Origin of the sequence: Tamlana sedimenti (assembly GCF_038148895.1) — a bacterium.
Lineage (GTDB): Bacteria > Bacteroidota > Bacteroidia > Flavobacteriales > Flavobacteriaceae > Tamlana.
The window spans coordinates 108,001-134,815 of the sequence record NZ_JBBVGQ010000002.1 but is presented as its reverse complement, the minus strand read 5'-3'; the positions used below and the strand labels follow the sequence as shown (position 1 = coordinate 134,815).

At 36.7% G+C, this 26,815-nt stretch carries 14 protein-coding genes; 1 reads left to right on the top strand and 13 read right to left on the bottom strand.

Annotation, left to right across the window (positions count from 1 at the left end; all coding sequences use genetic code 11):
- Positions 1-24: 24 nt before the first annotated feature.
- The 13 genes from WJN01_RS06700 to WJN01_RS06640 form a co-directional block, all read right to left on the bottom strand.
- Positions 25-1,437 (bottom strand): glycoside hydrolase family 30 protein, encoded by a 1,413-nt coding sequence (locus WJN01_RS06700; protein ID WP_445196382.1) that lies wholly within the window; start codon positions 1,435-1,437, stop codon positions 25-27.
- A gap of 24 nt (positions 1,438-1,461) precedes the next feature.
- Positions 1,462-3,894, bottom strand: a complete 2,433-nt coding sequence (locus WJN01_RS06695) for a glycoside hydrolase family 2 TIM barrel-domain containing protein (RefSeq protein ID WP_445196381.1) — start codon at positions 3,892-3,894, stop codon at positions 1,462-1,464.
- A gap of 5 nt (positions 3,895-3,899) precedes the next feature.
- Positions 3,900-4,439 (bottom strand): HEAT repeat domain-containing protein, encoded by a 540-nt coding sequence (locus WJN01_RS06690; RefSeq protein ID WP_445196380.1) that lies wholly within the window; start codon positions 4,437-4,439, stop codon positions 3,900-3,902.
- A gap of 50 nt (positions 4,440-4,489) precedes the next feature.
- Positions 4,490-5,878, bottom strand: coding sequence for a glycoside hydrolase family 27 protein (locus tag WJN01_RS06685; protein ID WP_445196379.1), 1,389 nt, complete (start codon positions 5,876-5,878; stop codon positions 4,490-4,492).
- A gap of 12 nt (positions 5,879-5,890) precedes the next feature.
- Complete coding sequence (locus tag WJN01_RS06680) at positions 5,891-6,892, bottom strand: glycoside hydrolase family 43 protein (RefSeq protein ID WP_445196378.1); 1,002 nt, start codon at positions 6,890-6,892, stop codon at positions 5,891-5,893.
- Between the two features lie 3 nt (positions 6,893-6,895).
- Positions 6,896-7,969, bottom strand: coding sequence for a glycoside hydrolase family 43 protein (locus tag WJN01_RS06675; protein WP_445196377.1), 1,074 nt, complete (start codon positions 7,967-7,969; stop codon positions 6,896-6,898).
- 5 nt (positions 7,970-7,974) lie between these two features.
- Entirely contained in the window at positions 7,975-10,125 is a 2,151-nt protein-coding gene (locus WJN01_RS06670) for a glycoside hydrolase family 43 protein (protein WP_445196376.1), read from the bottom strand.
- An 11-nt stretch (positions 10,126-10,136) separates the two neighbouring features.
- Complete coding sequence (locus tag WJN01_RS06665) at positions 10,137-12,572, bottom strand: glycoside hydrolase family 2 TIM barrel-domain containing protein (protein ID WP_445196375.1); 2,436 nt, start codon at positions 12,570-12,572, stop codon at positions 10,137-10,139.
- A 179-nt stretch (positions 12,573-12,751) separates the two neighbouring features.
- Positions 12,752-13,453 carry a DUF4998 domain-containing protein gene (locus WJN01_RS06660; protein ID WP_445196374.1) on the bottom strand — a complete coding sequence of 234 codons (702 nt, stop codon included), beginning with the start codon at positions 13,451-13,453 and terminating at the stop codon, positions 12,752-12,754.
- 104 nt (positions 13,454-13,557) lie between these two features.
- Positions 13,558-14,772, bottom strand: coding sequence for a DUF5000 domain-containing lipoprotein (locus WJN01_RS06655; protein ID WP_445196373.1), 1,215 nt, complete (start codon positions 14,770-14,772; stop codon positions 13,558-13,560).
- A gap of 12 nt (positions 14,773-14,784) precedes the next feature.
- Positions 14,785-16,791 carry a RagB/SusD family nutrient uptake outer membrane protein gene (locus tag WJN01_RS06650; protein WP_445196372.1) on the bottom strand — a complete coding sequence of 669 codons (2,007 nt, stop codon included), beginning with the start codon at positions 16,789-16,791 and terminating at the stop codon, positions 14,785-14,787.
- Positions 16,792-16,802: 11 nt separating this feature from the next.
- The gene (locus WJN01_RS06645; protein ID WP_445196371.1) at positions 16,803-20,027 is read right to left on the bottom strand and encodes a SusC/RagA family TonB-linked outer membrane protein; all 3,225 of its coding nucleotides are present in this window, start codon (positions 20,025-20,027) and stop codon (positions 16,803-16,805) included.
- 412 nt (positions 20,028-20,439) lie between these two features.
- A complete protein-coding gene (locus tag WJN01_RS06640; RefSeq protein ID WP_445196370.1) occupies positions 20,440-24,537 on the bottom strand; it encodes a two-component regulator propeller domain-containing protein in 4,098 nt (1,365 codons plus the stop codon).
- 404 nt (positions 24,538-24,941) lie between these two features.
- Here WJN01_RS06640 and WJN01_RS06635 point away from each other — a divergent pair, with 404 nt between their 5' ends.
- Positions 24,942-26,714, top strand: a complete 1,773-nt coding sequence (locus WJN01_RS06635) for a T9SS type A sorting domain-containing protein (protein ID WP_445196369.1) — start codon at positions 24,942-24,944, stop codon at positions 26,712-26,714.
- The last annotated feature ends 101 nt before the right edge of the window (positions 26,715-26,815 follow it).

The following is a 26,815-nucleotide window of genomic DNA, read 5'->3' as shown; positions in this document are numbered from 1 at the left end:
ATTTAAATGCGAAAAACAAACCCTTTAGTTATTCATCCATGTAAATGTATTTATTGATTTTGCTTTTAATTTTAATGAAACATTTTTATCTGCTACAGCTACATCAACATCCTTATCACTTTCTTCTTGATTCATAATCATCAATACTATTTCTCCATTGGGATTGATAAAAGCTAAATGGTCTTTATTTTCTGTTGTTTTAATTCTGTGTGCCCCTGGTTTTACATAATGGCTCAAGTGTTTCATCAGGTAATATTCTGGGTTGTAGGTAACTTGCTTGCTAACTTTATCAATAGTAATCATAGCATTTTGTTTCCACCCCCAAGTACTCGCTCCTGTTGGATCCAATATCATATTCCAATACATATAACTATTGGTTCCGTTGCTTATATATTGATTTATTAAGGACCATGTATATTCAGCCGAAGCCCAGTTTCTTTCACCATTACCACATTCTGACTCTGTTTGCATAATGGTAGTATTTGGAAACTCACTATGAATAGTTGAAATAGCATGTTTAAAATCCCATTGTACGCCAAGTCCTTTTATATATTTTGAGGCTTCACCATCTTTTAAAATTGTTCGTGCATAGTTGGGGTCTCCAGAATTTACTGTACCTAACCAAATATCTGCCTTGGTTTCGTCTTTTTGAAATTGAGGGCCAAGGAACCGACCAATAAAAAATGCTAAATCTTCTGGTCTCCAAGTACAACTTTGCCAATGTGGTTGGTAAATAGGTTCATTTTGCACCATAATAAAAGAAATATCAATGCCTTCATTTTCATAAGCTTCTACAAATTTTGAAAAATACAAGGCATAGGCTTGTAAATATCTATTTTCCATTTTAAAGGCTGTGGCGTTGTTCCTAATGGCTTGACCCTCACTAATACTTTTATCGCCTCCATAAGGTCCCATGGCATAGTGGTTGTTCACTTTCATCCATAATGGTGGTACCCATGGCGATGCCCATATTTCTAAATCTGGTCTTACTTTTAAGGCTTCCTTAATGTATGGTATTAAAATGTAACGGTCTCTATTGATATTGAAGTTTTTCATTTCAAAATCTTCAGGAACATCGTTGTATGAATAATAATTTAACGAATAATCGTTAGAACCTAAAGGCATTCTGCATAACGAAAAATTAACACCTTCTTTAGAAAACAAATCGGTGATGATATTGGTTCTAAACTCTTCATCTACACTTTGTAAAGCCTCCCACCCCAATTCGTTAAAACAAGCTCCAAATCCATCCATTTTCTGTAACTTATCATTTGGATAAATAGTAATATTTGCATTACTCTCGGCAGATTTTAAACTTAAACTTTTGCCTTTAACCCATTGTTCTGTTTCAGTTGTATACGTCCATGATACTTTTTGGGCCAAAGTCCCAATCGTAATCAAAAGGAAAATTGTTAGAGTTAAGAAAATCTTATTCATAGTTAAATTGTTTTAGTTTGTATTTTAGTTTATGGTTTTAATCTTTAAGTTTTCGGTTTGAAAGCCATCAGCGATAACTTCCAAATTAATATCGCCAGCTTCCCTCATGCTTTTAATAACCACCATTGCCCGTCCGTTCCAAGCTTTTCGGATATTGGAAACATATAAATCAGTATCTTTTAAATTGGCATTGTCGACCCCAACAATTACCCCAGGACCAGTAACATTAAATTGAAGTCTGTTTGATGCATTTGGGTTAAGGATTCCATCTTTATCGGTGATTTCTACTGTTACGTAAACCAAATCCTGTGCATCTGATTTTATGGTTTGACGGTCTGCATTCAGTTTAATTTTAGTAGCTTCTCCTGCTGTTTTCAATAAAGTGCTCTCAACCTCTTTGCCTTCTTCACTAACCCCAACCGCTTTTAATTCTCCAACTTTATAAGGCAACGTAAATGTGGCTTTAAATTCTTCTGCAACCGTGGTGTTTTTTTCACCCACATACTCTCCATTTAAATACAAACGTACTTTTGGATATTTGGAGTACACCTCAACTTCTATGTCTTTACCTTCTTGATTTGGCCATGTCCAGCTTTCCCAAGTTGGCCATACCGCCCACATGGTGGTTTTAATCTCACCTATTTCAGGATTTGGCTCTCTAACCGCCATGTAAAGTTTTTCGTTATCATTATACAGCATGCTTCTGTAATGCGAAATAGGTTTACGCCAACCTATTAAATCAACATCGCCACAATAGGCGCCATGCCAAGGATACAAATCTACCATCCAATGCTCGCCATCGGGTTCTCCAGGGTAATAGTATCTCCCAATGCCCGATTCTCCTAAATAATCCATAGCCGTCCATACAAAATCACCGATGATGTAATTGTTTTTTTGAACCAAATTCCAGATAAAAAATGCACTTTTAGGATAAGATTCTGTATTCACAATAATTCTTGAAGGCACTCTTTCGTGGTCAGATTCCGCTTCCTGTAATTGGTAGTTATACCCAGCCACGTCGTGCGCAGCCATAAGCGGGTCGAAAATATCCCAACCTTGGCCCCAAGTGGTCATGGCAGACGTTACTGGACGTGTCGTATCAATTTCTTTCACCGCATCAGATAGCATTTTTGCTGTTTCAACAGCTTCTGGCTTGGTACGCTCAATGATTTCGTTACCAATGCTCCACATAATGATTGACGGGTGGTTTCTATCACGCAACACCATAGATTGCAAGTCATACTTCCACCAATCATCAAATAATGTTGAATAATCATGAGTTATTGGTGTAATGGTGGTTTTCATTTCACGCCATCCATCAAAAGCCTCATCAACCACTAACATACCTAAACTATCACAAGCGTTTAAAAAAGCTTCTGAAGGTGGGTTGTGTGAGGTTCTCAAGGCATTAAAACCAGCCGCTTTCATCAATTCTACTTTTCTCACCTCTGCTCTATCATAACCCGCTGCACCCAAACAACCATTATCGTGGTGTACGCAACCTCCATTTAAAAGTACTTTTTCACCATTTAGAACAAAACCATTTTCCGCTGAAAATTCAATGCTTCTGATACCGAATGTTTTTGTCAATTCATCAAGAACCTCATTTTCCTCAGTTCTCAAGAGAAATTCAGCTTGATACAAACTTGGCGATTCTGGAGACCATAAATTAGGGTTATCTACCTCAATTTCGTAATCGAATTCAAATTCGCTATTTGCCTGAATGGTATAGTCCATTTCAGGAAGTGCAATCCTTCTGCCTTCTGGATTACGGACGGTAACCTGTAACTTCACCAATTCAGGTTTATCAGATTCATTCTTAACATTTGCTTTTACCTGAACAGTAGCTTTTTCTTTTGAAACCTCTGGTATGGTAATGGCAATTCCCCAATCTTCAACATGAACCTGATTTGTAATTTTCAACCAAACATTGCGGTAAATGCCGGAACCGCTGTACCAACGGCAATTTTTTTGTAGTGAATTATCTACTTTAACGGTCAAGATATTGTCTTTACCAAACTCTAAATGCGACGTTAAATCGAAGCTAAATGAGGTGTAACCATAAGGTTGGATTCCAATAGATTTTCCATTGATGAATACTTCAGCGTTCATGTAAACCCCTTCAAAATAAATGGATATCTTTTTACCTTTCCAATCATTGGCTGCATGAAATGTCTTTCTATACCAGCCTTTTCCCATAGGGAAATATCCACCATCGCCACCTGATGGATTTTCAATTTCCGATTTACCTTCAATGCTCCAATCATGAGGCAAATCTAGGGTTCTCCAACTGGAATCGTCAAAATTTGCCGTTCTGCCCTCGGAGGTATCCCCAAGATTAAATTTCCAATCGTAATTGAACAACTGCTTTCTTTCTGGCTTTGTTTCTTCTTTTACAGAATTGCAACCAAAAGCAACAAGTGAAACGAATAGAATTAAGAGTTTTGAACGAAGCATTTTATTTATGTTTTTAGATTTGACAACATATTAATTGCAGTTTTCCTTACATCTAAATCTTTATCAAATTTTATAACATGTGAAAGAATATTTGCAGATTGTATTTTGCTTACTGCCAATTGCCTCACTCTTGGCGATTCATCAAAATAAGCGATATGTTTTAGATAAGATTCCGAACTTATTTTATTTACAGCGACACATCTCACAGATTCATTATCATCAAAATATGCAACCTGCTTAAGATATTCTTCATTATTTATTTTATTGGTTGCCAATGTTCTTACTGAAACATTCGAGTCAAAATATGCAACATGCTTTAAAACCTCTTCATCAATGAGTTTTTTTACCGCTTCCAACCTAATCAATGAGTCCTTATGAAAATAAGCGAAATGTCTTAATGCAGAATTTATTTCCTCTTTATTATTTAATAAATTTTTCTGGGGTTGTTCTGCTTTTTGTTTTGCTGCAATTTCCTTATTGTTTGAACAAGAGAAAGAAAAAACAATAAATAAAATGCTTAATATAACTTGTAGAATGGTTTTCATTTTTTGCTTTTATACAATTAATTCAAAACTTAGCTGGTTTGTAAGAAACATTATTTTACCATTTCAATTTTGAACAAACCTGAAGTATGTGGTTTCAAATTTTGGATAAATTCACCTTCAAATTCACCAACCAATGCTCCTGTCCAAAGGTTTGTGATTTTAACCTTTCCCTCTACTCCCAATTCTGAAAGTTTTGCGTCTACATCTTGAGATAATTCATCTGAAACATTAAATAAAGCTAAATAAGTTATACCCTCTTCTATGTTTTTAGAGGTAATGGCCAATTTATCATCATTGAAATATAACTGACGAACATCCGTACTTTCAGCATGCATTTTTAATACCTCTTTATTGGTAAGAAGCGACAAAGTAAAATCATCGTTACTTGGTAAATCACCGCCAAACATTAAAGGAGATTTAAAAATGGTGAAAAAGCTCATTAAGGTATATTGTTCTGCTTTGGTTAAGTTAGCCATTCTGTCATCACCAACTTCGCCCCGTATTGAGAGTCTCCCCAAAGGAATCATATCGCAATCTGGCCAAGTACCTGGTTTGATGTGCTCATACCAATCTTGACTTACTTCCATTAAGTGCTTTATGTGTGACCAGCTATCCCAAACATCATTGACCATGCGCCACATATTGGCATGCTCACTTACGTGGGAACCTGCATCAACGGGAGTTTCGCCAGGAGATGTGCTTAATACAATATGGCGACCACAACGGGCAATGGCGTTTCTAATGAGTTCAATTTCTTCCTTATGATAAATTGGCGCAGATAAGTCATCTATTTTAATAAAGTCGACACCCCAATCGGCGTATAATTCAAAAATGGAATTGTAGTATTCTTGCGCCCCTGGTTTATTGGTATTTATAGAATAATTATCCTTAAGCCATTTGCACTGATTTTCTGTTGAATAAATTTGGTCTGCTGTAATGCGATTCGTTCCTTTAATTGGCAGTTTATTTTCAACGGCATATTTTGGAATTCCGCGCATGATGTGAATGCCAAACTTTAAACCCTTTCCATGTACATAATCTGCCAAAACTTTAAACCCATTGCCATCTTCTGCGGAAAGAAAACGGTTTGTAGCTGGCATGTATCTTCCGTATTCATCAACCACATAAATGGGGTCTTTTTGGTTATACCCATGGGATTTTGGATTTTCTACAAACCACCTGATGTCTACAACAACATATTCCCAGCCAAAGTCCTTTAAATGCTCTGCCATATAGTCGGCGTTAGACATGATTTCATGCTCCCTAACCGTTGGGCCGTAACAATCCCAACTGTTCCAACCCATAGGAGGTGTTTGCGCCCATTGTTTAAAATCGGATTCTTTATCTATTGCTAAAGCCAAATCCTTGGCCTTTCCATTGCAACCCGACAAAAGCACTACTAAGGCTAATATCCTAAATATGTTGGTTAATAGTTTCATTTGATTCTGAACCTAATCTTGAACACCCTTAGTGGTCATTATTATAGGTTTAATGGTTCCATCTGGATTGTATTCCATCTTGTCGATGCAGATAGACCGACTGTAGCTATTTCCATCCGCTTGAATGCCCCCATTGTGATATATGAAATACGATTCTCCCTTAAAATCAATTATAGCTTGATGATTGGTATTACTGTTTCCAGCAATTTCATTGATGATCCCTTTATAAACAAAAGGTCCTTCAGGATTATCTCCCATGGCATAAGCTATACGTTCTGGAAACCCAATAGCAAACGACAATAAATACTTGTCATCCTTTTTTTGAATCCATGGGGCTTCAGTGTATGGAAATTCCATTTCCCCTTGTATGTCTATCATTTTTATACCATACGCTTTGTCATAAGAAATCATGTCATCATTCAATTTTGCCGCCCAACAAGCTCCATTTCCCCAGTAAATCCAAGCTTGGCCATCATCATCAATAAATACCGTTGGGTCTATAGTACGCCAACTGTGGTCTTTTCCGAAGCTATCTTCATTAGTGAATAATGGTTTTCCTATAGCGTCTTTATAGGGGCCTTCTGGCCTATCTGAAACTGCAACACCAATGCCCGTAGTTTGTGAGCTGTTGTACCAGTAAAATTTTCCGTTACGCTCAATCACTTGACTTGCCCAAGCTGCCTTGGTTTCACCCCAAGAAAAATCTGTGGCTTTTAATGGCGTTTCGTATTCCCAAAATTTTTTCATGTCGGTTGTAGCAAACACGCACCACTTTAGCATGCTATACCATTTTTGACCACCCTCAAAATCTTCTCCTGTATAAATGAACAAAGTATCATTGTGTACTAGAGCTGCAGCATCAGCAGTATATTTATGGGTAACAACTGGGTTGCCATTTGCTTCCCATGAATAAATGATTTTGCTTTTACCCTGCTCTGAATTTTGTGCCTGTACATTAATTGTAGTGGCTACAATCGAAAAAAAAGCTACTAAGGTCGTTCTTTTAAAATTCATTATTTAGTTCAGTTTTAAGTCGAAATTCCAATGATTCGCCAAGCGTAAAGCTTCGGTTTTGGTTAAATGTATTACTGCACCGTGCTTCGGCGACGTGAAATTTGTTGTTTTCATTTCACTTTCATTAAAATGACCAATCTCCTTAAAGGTTTTAAAATCGGTAGTTTCTACAAAACCAAAATTGTGCGGACTGATACTATAAATGTCATACATAAGGATCCATTTATCGCTATCCAATCGTTTCCAAACATTGGGCGCTTCGCAAGAGCCCGGCTCCTTATCTATCCAGTCTGGAATATATTCATAACCTTTATTAATATAGTTTGAAACCGCCATTTTCACTCCTATTGGTCGCTCTTGGGCCACATACATCATACAGTAACGGCCATCTGGCATTAGTGTAATATCGGCATCCAAAAGTTGAATGGTCTCATCTGGATATTCAAACAAAAGTTTTGGTTTTGTAATTAATTCCGAGAATTCTTTATTGGCATAAGCGTAGTACAATTTAGTAAGCCCGTGCCCCATACGCATGGTAAAATATACCATCATCTTATCTTCCTGTGGATCGTAAATAGCTTGAGGCGCCCAAGCACAACCAATGTCTTCAAATCCTTCAAAAGCTTCGTCAAAAAGAAAATTACTGTGCGTCCAGTTAATTAAATCATACGATTTCATGAGTACAAAACCTCTATTGTTACCCCAATCGTACTTTTCACCAGGTCGCTCCCATTGGGTATCTCGATAGCCTTTTTCCTTTCCAAAAATATGAAGGTCGGTCATAACCACATAAAAAGCACCATCTGGGTCACGCGAAATATGAGGGTCGCGAATCCCTTTTTGGCTTGCAATGGTGTCTCCTGCCACTATAGCCTTTCCTTTATTTATATCTGCGAAGCTTTTTCCATCTGTACTTAAAGCCAAGTGCAAACTATGGTCGTCATCCTTAAAATACACCATGAGGTAAGCACTTAAATCTTCCTGTGCTGTTGTAGTATCTTTTTTAGATTTACAGCCAAAAAAAGAACCGAATAGAATGACTAAAGCCAAACCAAATATGTGCCTTTGAATTAACATTAATATTAATTTAAAGGTTGAATTCCGGACACTGTTGGGGTAACTGGCTTTATGCTGCCATCTTCGTTAAATTCCATCCTATCGATACAAACTTCTCTGTGGAAACCTGCATTACCCCCCATTTTAATACCTTTTGGACGTGTAAAACGATGGTAAACGATGTACCATTCATCTTTATTTGGTACTTGAATAACACTGTTATGACCCGTGCCATAAATACCTTCTTCCGGTCTTTTTTCCAAAATCAAATTATTCTCTGGGATATTAAACGAGCCTGTTGGTGAATCTGAAGTGGCGTAACGCACTCGGTAATTTGGGCTTCGGGTATCGTCCTCAGACCATAGGAAATAATAGGTTCCGTTTCTATAGAACACTTCAGTTCCCTCCCTAAACGTTCCGTCCGGATTTAATCTTTTAAAGCTATTTTCTTTAACCGATACCATATCGTCGTTCAGCTCAACAACACCCATGTAACCATTGCCCCAATACAGATAGCTTTTGCCAGAAACCGGGTCGGTAAAAATATCAGGGTCTATTTCTTGCCCTCTATTAATGCCTTCTGGTTTTTTCCCTATAATTGGTTTTCCTGAATCCACAAAAGGACCCGCAGGGTCATCAGCAACGGCAACACCAATTTTTTGTGCTGCTGTGAAGTAGTAAAAATATTTAAACGCACCATTTATTTTTTTCTCAATGGCACATGGTGCCCATGCATTTCGGTCTGCCCAAGAAACGTCCTTTTTCAGGTCCAAAATAACGCCCTCATCTTTCCAGTTTACCAAATCATCAGATGAAAAGGTTTTGAAATACGTTCCAGACCAACCATGAAAACCATCGCTTGTTGGATAGATATAATACTTTTTATTCTTTTCGGAATAGATAATTTCTGGGTCGGCATAATAACCCACTAAAGTCGGATTGTTTTCTTGAACAATGGTAACTTTGTATGTTTTTTGCTTGTCGCCAGATGAAATGGTATATTCTACCGTACCATTAGAAAAATCTTGAGGACCTGATTTTGAAACTGAAGCCCATGCCACCAGTGTCATTTCGGGATCGAAGCTTACTAAGTCTGTGTTTGGAATAACCGGAATATTGATGGTTTCTTCTTCATCATCAATAATCACATTATTTTCTTTGATGTTTGGTGAATTAAAACCTGTGAACGACGAAGCATCAATTGTTCCCCATTTGTTCAACAGTCTTTGTTTTTCTGTTTCTGTAATTCTGATTACCGTACCATGTCTTGGATGAAAATTCATTGATATAGCATCATCAACCACAGTAAAGTTTTCTAGATCTTTTGATTTTGTAAACTGATAAGTGCCTGAGGTGTACATGTCGTACATCAAAATATATTCATCAGAATCTATCAGTTTAAAAATTCCAGATCCTTCAACAGCTGCATCTGTTTGGTCGTAAAACCCTTCTTGTTGTTCATATCCTTCAGTTAATTTATCTGAAACTGCTTTTCTAATGCCTCCTCCATGACTTTCATTTTTGAAGAACAGATTGTATTTTCCATCTTTATATATAATGTCCCCATCTATGCAGGCGCTATTAGACGGACTGAAAAACAATTGTTTTGGTACTGTTGCCAACCCTGTAAAATCTTTGTTTGCATAAGCATAGTAAATAATATCCGGGCCTTGAGCTCCCAACATTGACCAATAAATCATATACTGGTCGGTTTTATCATCATAAATGGTTTGTGGTGCCCAAACGCGCACTACATCGCCAAATTCTTCTGGATAGGTATTAGGAATATTAACCACTGAATGCGTCCAATTAATCAAATCGGTTGATTTCATGAGCACCATCGCTCTGTTAGAACTCCACCCATTGGCAGAAACCATATCGGTAACCACCATATAAAATGTTTTATCATCAGCCCCCCTTAGAATATGTGGATCCCTAACACCTCCAGTTGAACTAATTTCCTTAGAGTCGATAATGGGTTGATTCCCATTAAGCGCATAATAATTATATCCATCGCTACTTAAAGCATAACGAATGGCTTCTTCATCTTGGCTATTTCCTGTAAAATAAGTGAATAAATAAGTGGTGTACTTTTCTTGTGTCTTGCACGAAAACACCATGAACGCCAAAACGCATAGCGCAAAAAGGTTTAAGTTTAGTCGGTTAATTTTTTTCATCTTATTTAGTTTTATTTTGTTTCAAAATTTATTTCCACGGGCTTTAATAACGGGCTTGAAAAGGTAACCTTTACGTTTCCTGAATCTCCCGTAGCCTGTATGTAAGCCAAAATTTTTCCGCGAAAAGCCGCTTGGGTGTTATCGGTATAATCAGACATATCCTGATTATTGCCAGCTTCCATCCCTAAAAGTTTTGCTGGACCTTCTATGTTGCAAGTAATTTCATTTTCCGAAAGGTTAGCCAAAACGCCATGTTCATCAACTAATTCAATGCGGACTAAAATGGTTTCGCTGTTTTTGCTAATGACTTTTTTATCATTTTCAATTCTTGCCTCTAGGGCATAAGGCGTTTTTGGCGTTTCAATGGTATATCTGCTCAACTCATCATTTTTTTCAGATAGACCCACAGCCTCCAGTTTTCCAGATTGGAAAGGAATGTCCCAAAAAATAATACCTGTTTCATTATCATATACCTTTTCTTCACCAACTATTTTTCCGTTTAATTCAAGGTGCGCTTTTGACACATTGGTATAACAAACCACACGAATGGTTTGATTGCTTTCATAACTCCAAACTGGCCAAGCATCAATTGACAATCTTCTTCTATTTCTATTACGAATAGGATAAGTTCCAACGTAAATCATTGGCTTATTGCTCCAAAGTGATTGACGGAAATAACCTCGTGGTTTTATGTTCCCTGACAAATCGACCAGCCCTGAGTAAAATCCGCGTGAAGGCCAACGTCCAGATTCACCCAAATAATCTATTCCGGTCCATAAGAACTGACCAAAAATATGTTCATTCTCAGTTACCGCTTTCCAAGCCTCTAAATCGTGTCTATTTTCACTCCCGTAAATCACTCTGTTTGGGTATTTCTCATGATCTGATTGATACTTACTTTCGGTATAATTATAGCCTGTAATATCTAAAGCGCCCGGATATTCCGTTTCGTTGGACATTGCAACACCTGCCAAACCTGCGGTAACAGGCCTAGAATTGTCATATTTCTTTACCGCTTTCACCAAACGCTTTGCAATAGCTCCCAAACGCATGGCATCTGGTGCTTCTTTTTTAAAACCACCGTATACAGCCTGGGAAAAACCAGTATCGCCTCCGCCATCTAAAACAGGGTGTGAATAGGGATCGTTTGGATAATCAACTTCATTACCAATGCTCCACGCAAAAACAGACAAATGATTTCTATCTCTGCGAACAAAATCTTCAAGGTCTTTTTCTGCCCAATCAGCAAAAATATCGTAACTACCTTCAAAACCGGGTGTTCCCACATTCCAGCCTTCTAACCATTTACGCTTTGGGAATTCCCATTCGTCATAAGCTTCATTTAATACCAAAAGGCCCAACTCATCGCATAAATCATATAAATCGGGTGCTTGTGGATTATGACTTGTTCTAATGGCATTAACGCCCAATTCTTTCAAGGTTTCCAATCTGCTTTTCCAAACTTCCTTTGGAACCGCCGAACCTAAAACGCCAGCATCATGATGAAGGCAAACACCTTTTACTTTCATCCATTCATCATTTAGCGCAAACCCTTTATTTGGGTTAAATGTAAACTTTCGGAATCCTGTTTGGGTAATGGTTTCATCCACTAAGTCGCCATCCTGAAGTATTGTTGTTTTAAGCTGATAAAGATTTGGATTTTCTAAACTCCAAAGTTGTGGATTATCAATTTTTAATTCAGTGGAAGTTTTATTGGATGAATTAGCCGATAACTGAATACTGTTGGATGTCTTTCCTTTAGATTTTCCCTTAGCATCAATTAATTCATTAATTATTGAAATGCTTGTATCATTATCAGATTGATTAACGACATCAACTTCAACGTTTAAGATTCCTGAATTATCTTGCATTTCAGGATATGCATAAACACCCCACTGCGCCATATGAATAGGATTGGCATAAACCAACCACACATTTCGATAAATACCTGAACCTGTGTACCATCTGGAATCGGCACTCTTACTGTGGTCTACTCTTACGGCAATTGTATTTTCTTGACCATAATTTACATAAGCTGTTACATCATGAGCAAACGAAATGTAACCGTTTGGACGTTTTCCTAAAGATTTTCCATTAATAAAGATTTCACTCCTATTATAAACGCCTTCAAAGTAGAGATACACTTTTTGGCCACTTTTAGTTGTTGGTATCTTTAGGCTTTTTCTGTACCAACCTATACCTCCAGGTAAATAACCTGTGGCACTGGCCAAGTTTGAATTAAGCTGGCCCTTTACACTCCAATCATGGGGAATATTAATGGTTTCCCATTTAGAGTCGTCATAGTATGGTGCTTGAAAATTTTGGTTGTCCTGTAAAATAAACTTCCAATCTTCATTAACCTTTTGGGCATTTCCAAATCCAATTTGCCCCGTCAAAGTCAATTGTGAGCAAACAAAAATCCCAAACAATATTTTCTTTAGTATCATTATTTTAAAAATTATCAATAGGCATCCAAGCCAATTACATAACTAGCATTTTTGGTAGGTAAATTGTTTCTAAATGGCGATGTAAAAAATAGGGAGGGTAAATAATCTCACGCCTCCCCATTTTATTAAGTCTTGACCCCTAGAGTGGTCAATTTAATTTATTTCCTCTTAGGTTTTTACTATTCCTCTATAATTTCGAAAGGTGTGTAAAACGTATCAATAGCCGTTTTTTCGGGAATAAAAGAAGTTCTATACTTAATGGTTGATGTACCATCCCAATCTGTAAAGAGGATAGCTGATTCGCTAATATCTACAAAAATAGTTTTTTCCATTCCGTCATCACGAGAAGTGTATACTATCTCACTCCCAATAACTCCAGTACTTCTATCCATATTATCGAATGTAATCCTGTAACGATTGCCACTATAAAGTCTGGCAAGTGTAATAGGACGGTTAAAAAGTGTAGCTACATAACCTTCTCCATAAACTCTCCCTGTAACTGTTGAAAGAATAGAACTATTTCCATCACTATCGTAACTACGTACTTGGAAGCTGTAAATATTCTCTGGCAGATTATCAATTATAGTAGAGAACCTTTCACCTACTGAACCACCTGTTAAAGGCACCGTAATGGAATTATTTGAGTTATTCCAAGAAATTCGCACCTCAGTTGCCTTGGGATCAGAAGGCAAATTACCCCCCAATTGAACACGGTTATGGCCCCCAAAAACAAACAAAGAGTCCATTTTACCAACATAAATTCGCTCACCACCTTCTACATATTTAAGGTAATCATCACTGTAATCATCACAGGAATAGGTCAAGGAACCCAATATAAGGGAACCCAAAACAATTAAAATATTCTTAAAATTAGTTTTCATCTGTATATTTTTATTTTTTATTTATCTGTCAGATGCAATTCGCCAAAAATCATCTTTATGTGTATCAAGATTCGTAATGGCTCATTTCATATCAATTTAGTTTTTTAAAAGTTAGGATCTCCATAAATGGCAATTTCATTTACAGACATATATTCCAGCCCTCTCCAATTCTCAATACACTCTATTCTCAGGTAGCGTACCTTCGGTTTGTCAATGCTAAACAACACATCTTCACCGTTTTCACCAGCTTCGGTATCGGCTGCCGTTTCTTCACCTTCCGGTAAACCTGACGGTTTTAAGACCTCATATTCAGTCATTAAAGTCCATCCGGATAAATCACCATTGTTTAACTCATTGGCCCCCCATATTTTAAATTTCCTCATAGCACCTAAGTAATAATAAAAACGCTGACCACCAAGAGGTTCTGAGAAATTCCAAATATGGATACGACTTACTTTTGTTTCTTGTCCAATATCGAATGTAACCAAATGACCAATGTCTGGGTTAGTATCGGCTCCTCTGTTTGTAAAATATGAGTCGAACCATTCAATGGTCTCGTCATCCCATAGATTAGAAACAGCATAACCATCGTTATTAGCATCATTGGCCAATCTAATACCTACATAACCGGATTTTGGCATCAACTGTTCAAATAACGGAGTTATTGTAGTAAACAGAGTGTCGGTAACGTTAGACCATCTATCCCTAACCGTAATGGCAAAATCTTGCTCTACAGCTTCCAAATTTCTAAGACTTCTGTTTATTTCATCACTTTTAGTGTAAATACTAGTTGGTAGTGGCTCCCAATCTCCTACGTTGTTTCTTAACATCACTAAAATAGCAATATCATCCTCTGTAGGGTTTGATGCCTTTACATTAACACCACCAAAATCCGGTCCAATCTCTAGTGAATCAAAAATAGCGAAAATAGGTGCTGGTAAAGGGTTAACCGTAACAACAACAGGTTGAGATTCTGTCTCACTTTTATTACCAGCTGTAATGGTTACTTGTATAGGTTCTCCTCCTTTAAACCCTTCTAAAACCATATTATTTTTAAAATAAGATGATTTAGTTTCTCGTTGTGTTCCATTTTCGGTGGTATAACGTGCTACAACATACAACAGGTCTTCGTCAGATGGAAGGGTATATGTTAATTTTACCTTTCCTGGTAAATTTTCAATAGCCACGTTTTCAACAATTCCCGGCGGCACCGTATTACTTTCAAGCGGCCCATGCCCCTCTTCTTCGGAGCAAGCCATGAAGGCTAACATGACAACTAAGACAATAGCCCAAAATTCTTTTAAAAAGTTTCGTTTCATAATAATTATTTTTTACCAACCTGGGTTTTGAACCAGATTAGGGTTTTGTATAAGCGTTGATTGATTGATAGGCCAGAAATAATCTCTTGGTGAAACAAAGCGTTGTTGATATAAGGTAACTATCTTATAATAAGAACTTTCTGTATCTGAACCAACGTTCCAACCTTGGATAAGCTCGTTAAACTCAAGAGCAGCTTTTTTCCAACGTCTGATGTCCCAATAATTTTTTCCTTCGAACGCCAACTCTATACTGCGCTCTCTATGAATTATTTCACGCATACCTGTTTGCGTCGTGTATTTTGCTGGGTTTTTAGAAAAATTCTGCCATGAAGAAACCACGCCATCTAAACCAGCACGTTCACGCACTTTATCAACATATTCAATAACTTGAGCAGTAGGACCTTGTACTTCATTTAAGGCCTCGGCGTACATGAGGTACACATCTGCCAACCGTATTTCTGGCCAGGCATAATCTCTAATTGTAAATCCGTTGGATTCGTTATGCACCAATTTTTTAACAAAATATCCTGTAGTGTTGTAGTTGAATGGGCTATCTCCATTTCCAGCAGGACCACTACGCTTGGCTCTTAAGTAATATTGCTCTTCATTATCCAAACATTCATTAACGTACCAAACCGCACCATCAAAGCCCAAATCAGCATAAAATCGGGGTTCTCTGTTAAAATTCAAATTTGCTGTCGTGTAGCCTTCATGTATGTTTAATTTATGTTCTGGACCTGCCCTTCTTATGGAATCCACCTTTGTAAAATCCAAAGTAATATCTTCCTCCATTGGCACACCATTAATCGTGTAGAAATTATTGGCTGATTCTAAAGTGGCAGCATAAGATCTACGTGCTGTGTTTTGGTTAGCAGGTGAATAAGAGGCATCCGAACTATGCGTAAATGGTGCAACACATATTTGTTGCAAAGGCACAGATGAAGCAGAATGGCTGGACCAAAGAACCTCGGTGTTCCAACTTTCAGTTACAGCTCCTCTAACATTAAGCTTTGTTAGAGTAGTATCTGATAGTTCATAAACATCATCCATTTTATAATAAAGACTGTGCTCATCAGTTTCGGCAATATCAATAGCCGCTTTGGCCGCATCAGCAGCTCTTTGCCATTTTGACGCATCATAACTGGTATTGAACAAAGGTGTTCCATCTTTATTTGTAAAACCAGCCATATCTGTATTTCCATTGAATAAAGGACTTGCAGCCATAAGCAATAATTCCGCTTTTAATCCAACCGCTGCCGATCTGGTAACGCGTCCCAATTCATTTTGGGTATTAACAATAGTTCTAGGAAGATCTATTCTTGCTTCATCCAATAATTGCACCAAATAATCTACAACATCATCAACAGGCTCGCGAGATACCTGAATCTCGTCGTCCGGTGCATCAACAGGAATATTTGTACGCATTACAGGTATAGGCCCATACATACGTAATAAATAATAATGGTAAAAAGCTTTTAAAAACTTAGCCTCAGCCACCCATCTAGCACGCTCATTAGTACTTAGGTCTGGCACTTGATTAGTACCTTCCAAACGCTCAATTAAAACATTGCAATGCCTGATGCCATCAAACATTGGATAATTTCCTGGCACGCCAGGTCCACCTGGATAAGGGTACCCACCACCCTGTCCAGTACCTTCCCAAACATCTAAATAGGGATTTGAGGCTTGTTGTAATCCACGGGCAATATAATGTGAAAATGCCGTGAAAGAAGAGTTATTGGGTGGTATCCAAGCTTCATCACCAAGCAAAAGTCCAAAATTATATACTACATCACCACCTATCGGAATGTAACTGTAACACGTAAACAGATACTTTTCTGCTTCGTTCCTTAATGTAAATGCATCCTCAATGGTAGCCAAGTTATCTGGTACCACATCCAAAAAAGTTTCCTCACACGATTCTGAGGTCAACAAGCTGAAAACCATTATCACGGAACCTATCATTCCCTGAAGTTTTCTACTTTTTCGATTAATTTTTATCTTATTTATAATATTCATAACTAATTTTTTTAGAAGTCAACTTTTAAACCTATGTTATAAACTTGCTGAATTGGATACCCCAATCCGTTTCCTCCCATTTCTGGGTCCCACAATTTAAACTTGCTCCACAAAGCCAAATTGGTACCACTAAAATATAATCTAATACCTTGCATGCCTAACTTGTTAGTAAAGCTTTCTGGGAAATTATAACCTGCCTCAACCGATTTTAACCTTAAGAAAGACCCATCACGCATCCACCACGTTGAATTTTGGTTATTGTTAACCTCAAATTGATTACTTAAACGTGGCCAGAAGGCATAAGAATTACGATTGGTTTCAGACCAATAATCGTTAGCAATAACATCCAACAATCCGTTTTGGAAAGGCCCATTAATTACAAAAGGAGCAATGTTTTCTGCATTGATAAACAATGAGGTTCTGGCAACACCTTGAAAAAAGGCGCTGATATCAAAGTTCTTGTATCCTATGGTACCACCAAAACCATAAACAATTTCTGGTACTGTTGGAAAGCCAATGGGCACTAAATCGTTCTCATTGATGACATCATCACCATTTACATCCCTATATTTAATGTCGCCACCTCTTACATCACCAAACTGAGCTGGAGAGTTTGCAACTTCGTCATCATCAACAAACAGACGTTCGGCAATATACCCAAACCTTTGGTTGGTATTTAGACCAATAACAGAGCGGTAAGATAATTCATCGGGATAATTGATTTCATCAGATACTACAAATTCATTGGTCGCATAGGTAAAGTTTCCTCGCAATTGCGTCCACCAATTTTCGTTAAATGATTTATTATAGGTTAAAGTTGCATCCATACCTCTACTTTCAACTTCTGCAAAGTTGGTTATAGGCGTACTGGTAAGTCCTAGAGTTGCCCCAATATTGGAACGTGCTTGAAGGATATTAGTACGGTTTTGTCTAAATGCATCGACTATAAGTCCTAAATCATCAAATAATTCCAAATCTAAACCTAAGTTTATTTGTCTTGATTCTTCCCAACCAATATTTGGATTAGCGTATCTAGATAAAAATACGCCCGGTCTACCGTACTCAAATTCTTCACCAAACGAATAACCATAAGTACCGTTATTTAGATCAACATTAGAAAGATAGAAGAAACGCTGATCTGCAGCACCAATCTGATCATTACCCACCAAACCATAAGTAAAACGGAATTTAAGATCAGAAACTACGTCTCTAATTGGTTCCCAAAAATTTTCATTGGAGAGATTGTAAGCAAAACCTAGAGAAGGGAAGTATCCATATCTGGATCCCTTTGCAAAACGCTCGGAACCGTTATAACCAAAATTGAACTCAAAGAAATATTTGCTATCATAACCATAAGTAAATCTACCTGAAATACCATGGTTTCTACTCGGTAATGAAAGTATTAAGTTTCCAGCATTGCCAGTTTCAAAACTCTCTAAATAATTGATTAACATACCTGTAACTTCATGCACCTCATTAAACGTTCTGGCATAATTAACCGCGGTTTGCAGATGAATTCTAGAATCCAAAACTTTGGCACCAGGAAAATATTCAAGGTAATCTCTACCGGCAGCTCCTATAGAACCTTCAGCACCGGAGTTTATATTTGTTAAACGGATGGTACCCTCATCTGGATTAAATTGACCGGTGTAATAAAACGGGTTATATTCCCTTCTAAGGTCAAAAAATGAGTAACGTCTCACATAACCCATAGCACGTGCCGTCAAACCTTCCAAAATAAAACCGAAGTCTTGATTAAACTCTACTTGTGCTTGGATGGTGGATGCCTTGTTAACCTGAAACCCTTTTACCATTTCAGCATAAGGATTCACCATAATGGTAGGGTTTATACCTCCTGTTACAGCAGCACCAAACAATGGATGCTGAATATAAGGAAGAAAACTGGAAGGATAAGTTTTAGGGAATAGAACAGGATTAGACCATAGTGCATAATTGAATATACGAGCACCACCGCCAATAGGGCCATTATAGTCATCAAATTGACCATATAGATTTATAGAGGCTTTGGTTGTTTCAGTAAGATTTACATCAACATTACTTCTCAAAGAATAGTTTCTCAGTTTAATATTATTGTTGAAATTGTTGTTACCCTCTACGTTCAAAACACCATTGTCTATGTTATATGTTCCTGATATATAGTATCTTGCTTTTTCACCACCACCTTGGGCACTAATATTATAACGGCTATTTACTGTATAGTCTTTAATTAGTTCATCTATCCAATTATTATTGGGGTATAAATATTCGTTATCACCAATGGATGTTCTAAATATTTTATTTTGCGAATAAGGAGGCGTTAATTGAGGGTCTCTTGTTAAATACGCTTCATTTGCCAAATTCATGTAAGTAATATTATCGGCAAATTTAAAATTCTGTGTATTAGACGAAAAACTTGTTTCTGAACGAAAACTGAAACTCGTTTTACCCGCTTTACCTTTTTTAGTAACAATCAAAACCACACCATTGGCACCACGGGCACCATATACTGCAGCGGCGGCCGCATCTTTCAATACAGAAAAACTTTCGATGTCATCTGGCTGTAATCGAGCCATATCAGTTGATGTAGACTCAATATTATCTATTAAAATAAGGGGATTCAATTTACCAGAACCAAAAGAGCCTAATCCACGAATAAAGAAATCTGAATTATCGGCACCTGGCTCACCACTACGTTGAAAAGCAATCATACCAGAAACTCTACCAGCCATCATAGTGGTTAAGTTACTTGTAGGTCCTTTTATTTCTTTAGGCGATATTGTGGTAATGGAACTTACAACACTGGCTTTTTTCTGTGCTCCACCAAAACCTACGATTACAACCTCATCTAGAGCTTCTTGGCTTTCGTTTAGAACAATACTAAATACAGACCTGGTTCCTATATTAATTTCTTGAGGCTCAAAACCAACATAAGTAACTACTAAGATAGTGGCAGATTCGTCTATATTAAGCTCGAATTCACCATCAAAATCTGTAACAACTCCTGTGGTTGTTCCTTTTACGATAACGTTGGCACCTGGAAGTGGCACACCTTGGTTATCTTTAACTACACCTGTAATGGTTCGTTTTTGAATTTCACTTTTGAAATCCGTAACATTTTCTTTTGCTGCCTGAACTTGAAAGGAAGTGATGCACAATAAAAGCATCAGGGATTTTAGTTTCAAATCAAATTCAAGACAAGAAAAGAACACTTTTCTCATTTTGATTAATTTTATCATTTTAGTTTAGTTTAATTAATGAAAAGAATTGTTAGTTCTTTTATTTTGTTGTTTTAGTTTGCTGATGAAATACTGTAAAATCAAATTGCAAAACTTTACTTTTTATTGATTTTTAATTCATCTTAGGTTTTCCCCATATACTGTAATTTTAATCTGGTTATTTCTATTTTATTTTGGTAGTCTTAAAATGTTCGATACACACAGAACAAATTTAGATTATCACCACTATGTCGATAGGTGACAAATCATCTAAACTTGGGGTAATAATTGTTCAAAATAAAAACAAACTAGCAAAACACGCCTTAAAATCAACTAGTTTCAAACTATTAATACTCTGAATTTATTACGCTTATGTACGAATTTCAAAAAAAAAACCTTTAAAAGCAACAAAATTCACAATTAAATCTTACAATCAATACATCTTGTTTTTTGTAAGATCGGAAGGTAGCTTTTCAAACTGTTCTTTAAATAGTTTTCTAAAATATTTTACATTACTAAATCCGACTTCATAAGATGCTTGGGCTATTGTATAGTTTCCTGTTTTTAATAATTCGGCTGCCTTATCCATTTTCACTTTTCTAATGTACTGATTGATATTTAGGCCTGTAATGGCTTTTATTTTGCGGTAAAGTGATGTTCTACTCATGCCTATATCTTGTGATACCACCCAAACATCCAGCTTTTCTTCATCTAAATGATTTAATATGACACCTTCCAGTTTGTTTAAAAAGTCTTTTTCTTGCTCCAAAAGCGTGGAGTTTCCATTTATGGCATCCAACTGAGCATCTTCATTTTTCAAGAAATAGTTTCGCAGTTTTTTCCTCGTGTCCAAAAGATTTCTAATTCTGGTCTGCAAAATTTTACCACTAAATGGCTTTATAATATAGTCGTCGGCTCCATGCTTGTAGCCTTCCTCTATACTTTCGGTATTTCCTTTGGCTGTCAATAGAATTATAGGGATATGTGTGGTTTCAATAGTTTCTTTTAAGGCGTTACAAAGTTGTATACCACTTAGTTTGGGCATCATAACATCCGACACTATTAAATCTGGTACATAACGCAATGCTTTTTCCACCCCTTCTTCGCCATCCTTGGCATATATCAAATCGTACTTACCTTCTAACAAACCGTCTAAATAATTGAGAATATCTGGGTTGTCGTCAACGAGCAAAACAAGTTCCTTTTCCTTATCTATATTTATATTGGAGGTGATATCTTCAGAAGACTTTACTTCTGATGATGCCACCCATTCATCAGCAATCACCGTTTCATTTACTTTGTCGGTGTCCTTAACATCTAAAATGGCATCTACAAATAGCGATTTGTCTCTAGGAATAACCACTGAAAAAACACTGCCCTTGTTCTTCTCACTCTCTATGTTTATGGTCCCCATATGCAGTTCTGCGAAATTTTTGGACAACGCCAAACCAATACCTATACCTTCCTTGCTTTTAACCGAACTTGCCTGGTAATATCTTTCAAAAACATGTTCCAGCTCCTCCTTTTCCATACCATAACCCGTATCCTTAACTTTTATCTCAAAACTCTCTTCATCATAACTTAAAGATACATGTATTTCACCATTATCTTTGGTGTACTTAAATGCATTGGACAACAAGTTGTTAAAAATAATGTGCATTTTTTCCAAGTCAAACCAAGCAAAAAGATCTTCTTCAGGAAAATCATAACTTAATGCCATGCCTCTTTTTCTCGCCAAAGGAAAATAGTTATGTATCCATTGGTCTAAACATTCGGTTAGGTTATGTTCTTCAATCCTTAGTTTGCTTAATCCTAAATTAGATTTTCTAAATTCCAGTAGCTTGTTTATAGTTTGCAACAGTTGTTTGGCATTTTTCTGAATGAGGTTAAGGCTATTTTTATGCTTAATTGATTTTATTTCAGCCAATAAGTCCTCTAAAGGAGCCAAAATTAAGGTAAGTGGTGTTTTTAGTTCATGGGAAAAACTGGTAAAGAAACGCATTCTTTCTTCATTAAAATTATACTCCAATTGGCGTTGCTTCTTTTCAAATTCCAATGAGTTTATAAGCTTGATGCGTTCAGTATAATATTTCATAAACCAGTATAGGGCAGCCACAAAGAACAGCAAATAACAAATGTATGCTATAGTGGTTTTCCAAAAGGGAGGGTTGACGGTTAAGAGTAGTCTTTTGGTAACCTCCTCACCTGAGCCCAATTGGGCCTTAACATTTAGAGTATAATCTCCATGTGGAATATTTAATAAATTGACCTTCCCCGATTCGTTCGTACTTACCCAATAATCATTATAACCATCAACCCAATAAGAGTAAACGACATCTTTTAAGTACGGATATTTTAAGACCACATAATCTAGCGACAAAAAGTTTTCGTTATGGTTTAAGGAAATGTGGTCTTCATATAAGATAGAGCTACCAAGAATGGTGTTGTCATCATTTTCAGAGACCTGAATCTTTTTATCCAATACCTCTAACTTTTTAAAAACTATGGGATGAGCCTCCTTTTTGGTCTCGAATTTTTCTGAATGAAAAATATTCAAGCCTTTGTCTCCTCCAAAATAAATGGCACCCGATTTGGTTATTAAACCACAACGAAACATACCCCTTTGTATGTTTGTATAGGTATTCAAATTGTATATGTGACCCGTTTCTGCATTATAATGGCTTATCCCCCTGTACGTACCCAACCAAATGCTCTTTTGGTTTTCCATAACAATACTTGCGATGGAGTGATTACTAAGGCCATCCCTTTCCTTAAAAACAACAATGTCTTTGGTGCTGTCGTTAAATTTAACCAATCCACCGTTTTCCGTTCCGGCCAACAAACTACCGTTTGAAAGCAGCAAAATACCTAACACATTATCACTCGGAAAATCATTAATATTTGTGGTGTTATAAAAAATAGACTCGTTGGTCTTTGGGTTGTATTTTAAAAGTCCGTCACCATAAGTAGCCATCCATAAAAAACCATTTAAATCCTCTTTAATGTCTCGAATGTCCAATTTCCCTAAAGAACTAATAAATTCAAATTTATCAAGTTCCTCGTTATACTTAAATAAACCGCCTCTATTAGTGCCCACCCAAATTTGTTCTTTACCATCTTCAAAAACAACCCGTACATCGCTTCCTTGGTCAGGGTTTCCCTGTAAATAATGCGTACAACGCCCAGTTTCAGGACTCATTTTGTTTAATCCTCCTAAATATGTGCCAATCCACAACCTCCTGTTCTTGTCTTCATGTAAGGCTAAAATATAGTCGTTGCTGATGCTAGAAGAATTATAGGGAACATTTTTATAATGCTCAAATAAACCCGTCATGGGGTCGAATAAATCTAACCCTGAACCATCAGTTCCGATCCAAATCTTCCCATCAAATCGTTCCTCAAGGGCAGACACCCTATCATGCCCCAAGCTTTCACTTGTTGCATTGTTTTTCCGCAATAATTTTACTGGTTCACCATCAGGCTTAACAAACATTAAACCTATACCTGTTCCAATCCACATATTCCCATCCCAATCTTTTTTTAATGCAGTTACCGATCTATTGGAAACGCTTGTACCATCATCCTCCGGCAAATACCATTTTACCCGTAAATCTGGTTTTTTTTGTAAAAAACTTTGTTTATCCAGAATGCTAAGCCCTCCATTTCGTGTACCCATCCAAATTTGTCCAAGATTGTCCTCTTGAAAACAAAGGATATTATTGTCGCTCAAACCTTTCCCCTCAAAATCAGATTTCTGCATGTGTAAGGTATCGCTTGTTGCCGTAATAACGTACAACCCGTTGTTGGAACCAATCCATAAATTATTATCACTACAGGTGTAAAGCGCATCTATTTGAAGTACCGAGCTTTTTTTAGCGCCCTCAAGGGAAACCCTGGTTACCTTTTTTTTCTTGAGATTTATTTTATTGAGACCATTATTTTTAGAACCTACCCATAGCAGGGAATCATCTTGGCGCACCATGCTTATAATATCATCTGAAAAAAGAGATTCATAGTCATGGGGGTTATTTGAATATAAGGTTATTTTTTTATCGGGATACAATATCTGAACGCCAACGCTATCTACCCCTAAAATAAACTCACCGTTATCTCCGTATTCAAATCGGCTAATATTATCACTTAACAATCCATTTTTTTCATTAACCAATTCAAAAGACTCTTTTCGTGGGTCAAAAATATTTAATCCCTCATAAGTTGTAATAGCAAGCCTTCCCTTGTCAATAAGACGCAACTGACGTATAAAATTGTTACTGAGATTTCGATTGGGGGCAATCTCTTTATCTTTACCGTAAGTGATAAATTCTGTACCATCATATCGGAACAATCCTCCTGGAGTACCAATCCAAATAAAACCAAGAGAATCTTGTTCAATAGAATTAACGCCAAGCTCCACATCCAAGGCATGAAAGGTGAGCTCATCTTCTATTGGACTAAATTGGGTCGTGGAATTTTGCCCATATCCTGAAACAAGGCACAATAAAATAATTATAAGAGAAATTTTTCTTTTCATATTTTTTTTGAGCAAACCATTTTTTATTACATAATTTATGATTCAAAAATAAATTTTCACCAGTACATTTTAAAATTTAGGGCTTGAAAAACAATTTTCAAATTACCAAAATCAATAGCCTTTATTTATTGTTTTCTTAATCTAAGGTAACACTTATAGCCATTGTCGCCAAATATGTGGTCTTTCCATCTAAAATAATTTTATGCAATTCTTGTTTTCGATTTTAAAAATTACTAATTTCCAAAACACTAATTAAATCATATTAAGGACATTTTGTACCCCTTTTTTGGATGTTTTAAACCCCTATAAAATTTGATTTGATTAATATATTTACACCACGATTAAGTGTATTTCCAACACTTATTGTATATTTAAACAATTATTAACTAAAACTTTTTTAAGACATGAGAGAAAAATTACATGTTAGAACTAAAAAACATTTGTACACTTATGTATCAATGTTTTTACTTATGACTGCGTTTAGCTTAACAGCAAATGCCCAATTAACCTTGAACCATAGCTGGACTTTTGAATCTGACTTCAGTGATTCTGTAAACGGAGCCAAAACAACTGTATACGGAACACCATTCGTAGCTGACGGTGCATTGAATTTAGTAAACAACGGAGATTATTTAGGGTTTGATGGTTTTGAGTTAGCTTTCAGTGATCCTGATTTTGGTTACACTGCCATCACCATGGAATACGTGTTCTCATCCGCACCAACTGATAATCAAGAATGGACTTGGACTGGGTACTTTGGCAATGACGGGGGCGGAAATGCGCTTTACACCGCATTAAGCCACTGGGATGATGAGTTTCGTTGTACTTACAACGCTAATCAAATAGAAATTTTTGAGCCAACAATTGCCAACAATGATGGGTTTAAACACCATATTGTTGTAGTATTGACTGGTACCGAACTTACCGTATTTAAAGATGGTGTACTTGTTCAATCAAAAGTAAACGAAACAGGAAGCTTTACTATTGGTACTGAGCAGGCATGGCTAGGAAAAGGCTCGAATGCCTGGAGTGGAGACGCCACTTGGATAGGTAAAATTTACGAATTCAATATTTATGATGGCGTTATGGATGAAACCACTGCAGCAACTCGTGCCGCTACTTATTTAAACGCTTCAAACGCTAGTTTGGCATCTTTATCTCATAGCACAGGAACTTTATATCCAGCTTTTGATAGCAATATTACTAGTTATTCTATTTTAGTTGATTCTGGTACTGCTTCTGTTGATATTGATGGAACCACTGTAGTTGCAGGTGCCAATATCACTTCAGGCAACGGTACCATTACACTTACTGGAGACGCAGGTTCAACAGATGTTGTGGTAACAGCTGAAGATGGCGTAACCACCAAAACATATTCAATTACTATAAAATCAGATTGTTTTACACCTACATTCCCATCTGGAAACATGGTTGCCAATCCTTCAATGATTGGTCCTTTTACTGCCTTGACCGATTTTAGCCGCGAATGGACTAATTTTGACCCAAAAACCGATACTGAAGATGCTTGTGGTACCTCTTTCGGTAGTATTTATTTAAAAGGTACCTGTTACCCAAATGGAGGTGTTTTAAAATGGGATTCAGGGGTTGAAATTAAACCAAATACAAGCTACAGAATTCTAGCAAAAATTAAAAATGAAACAGCAGCAAGTAGCGATGTATTTAATTTTTGTTTGAACAGTGCTACATGGGATTTAACAACTAATGATACTACTGGAAACCAAACTCTTGTACCTATTCCAACCGGTTCTGGGTGGGTTACATTTGACCAAACAATTACAACTGGACCTGGTGCATTTGGAAACGTAGGCTTTTTAATTATGTCTTGTGATTCTGCTGATTTAGGTTTGATTGAAGATTTACTTTATATTGATCATTTTGAAGTATATGATGAATCTCTATTAAGTGCAAGCGATTTTGAATTAAACGCTGCTTCATTTAGCGTTTTCCCAAATCCATCAAACGGAGATTCATTTAAAATTGCGCTTAATTCATTTGAAGGTTCTGTAAACGTTAAAGTTTATAGCATTTTAGGTAAAGAATTGCTTAACAAAGATTTTGCAAACTCTAAAACTATTGAAGTAAACCACCAATTGAATTCAGGACTTTACATCGTTAAGGTAAATGATAAAGCTACTGCTAAGTTGGTAGTAAAGTAAACCTTTAGACTAAACTGATTAATAGCAACTTAATCAACACAATTTATTTGAAATCCCTATAAATTGTTAAAACCAAAATCCCCGATGTAAAACATCGGGGA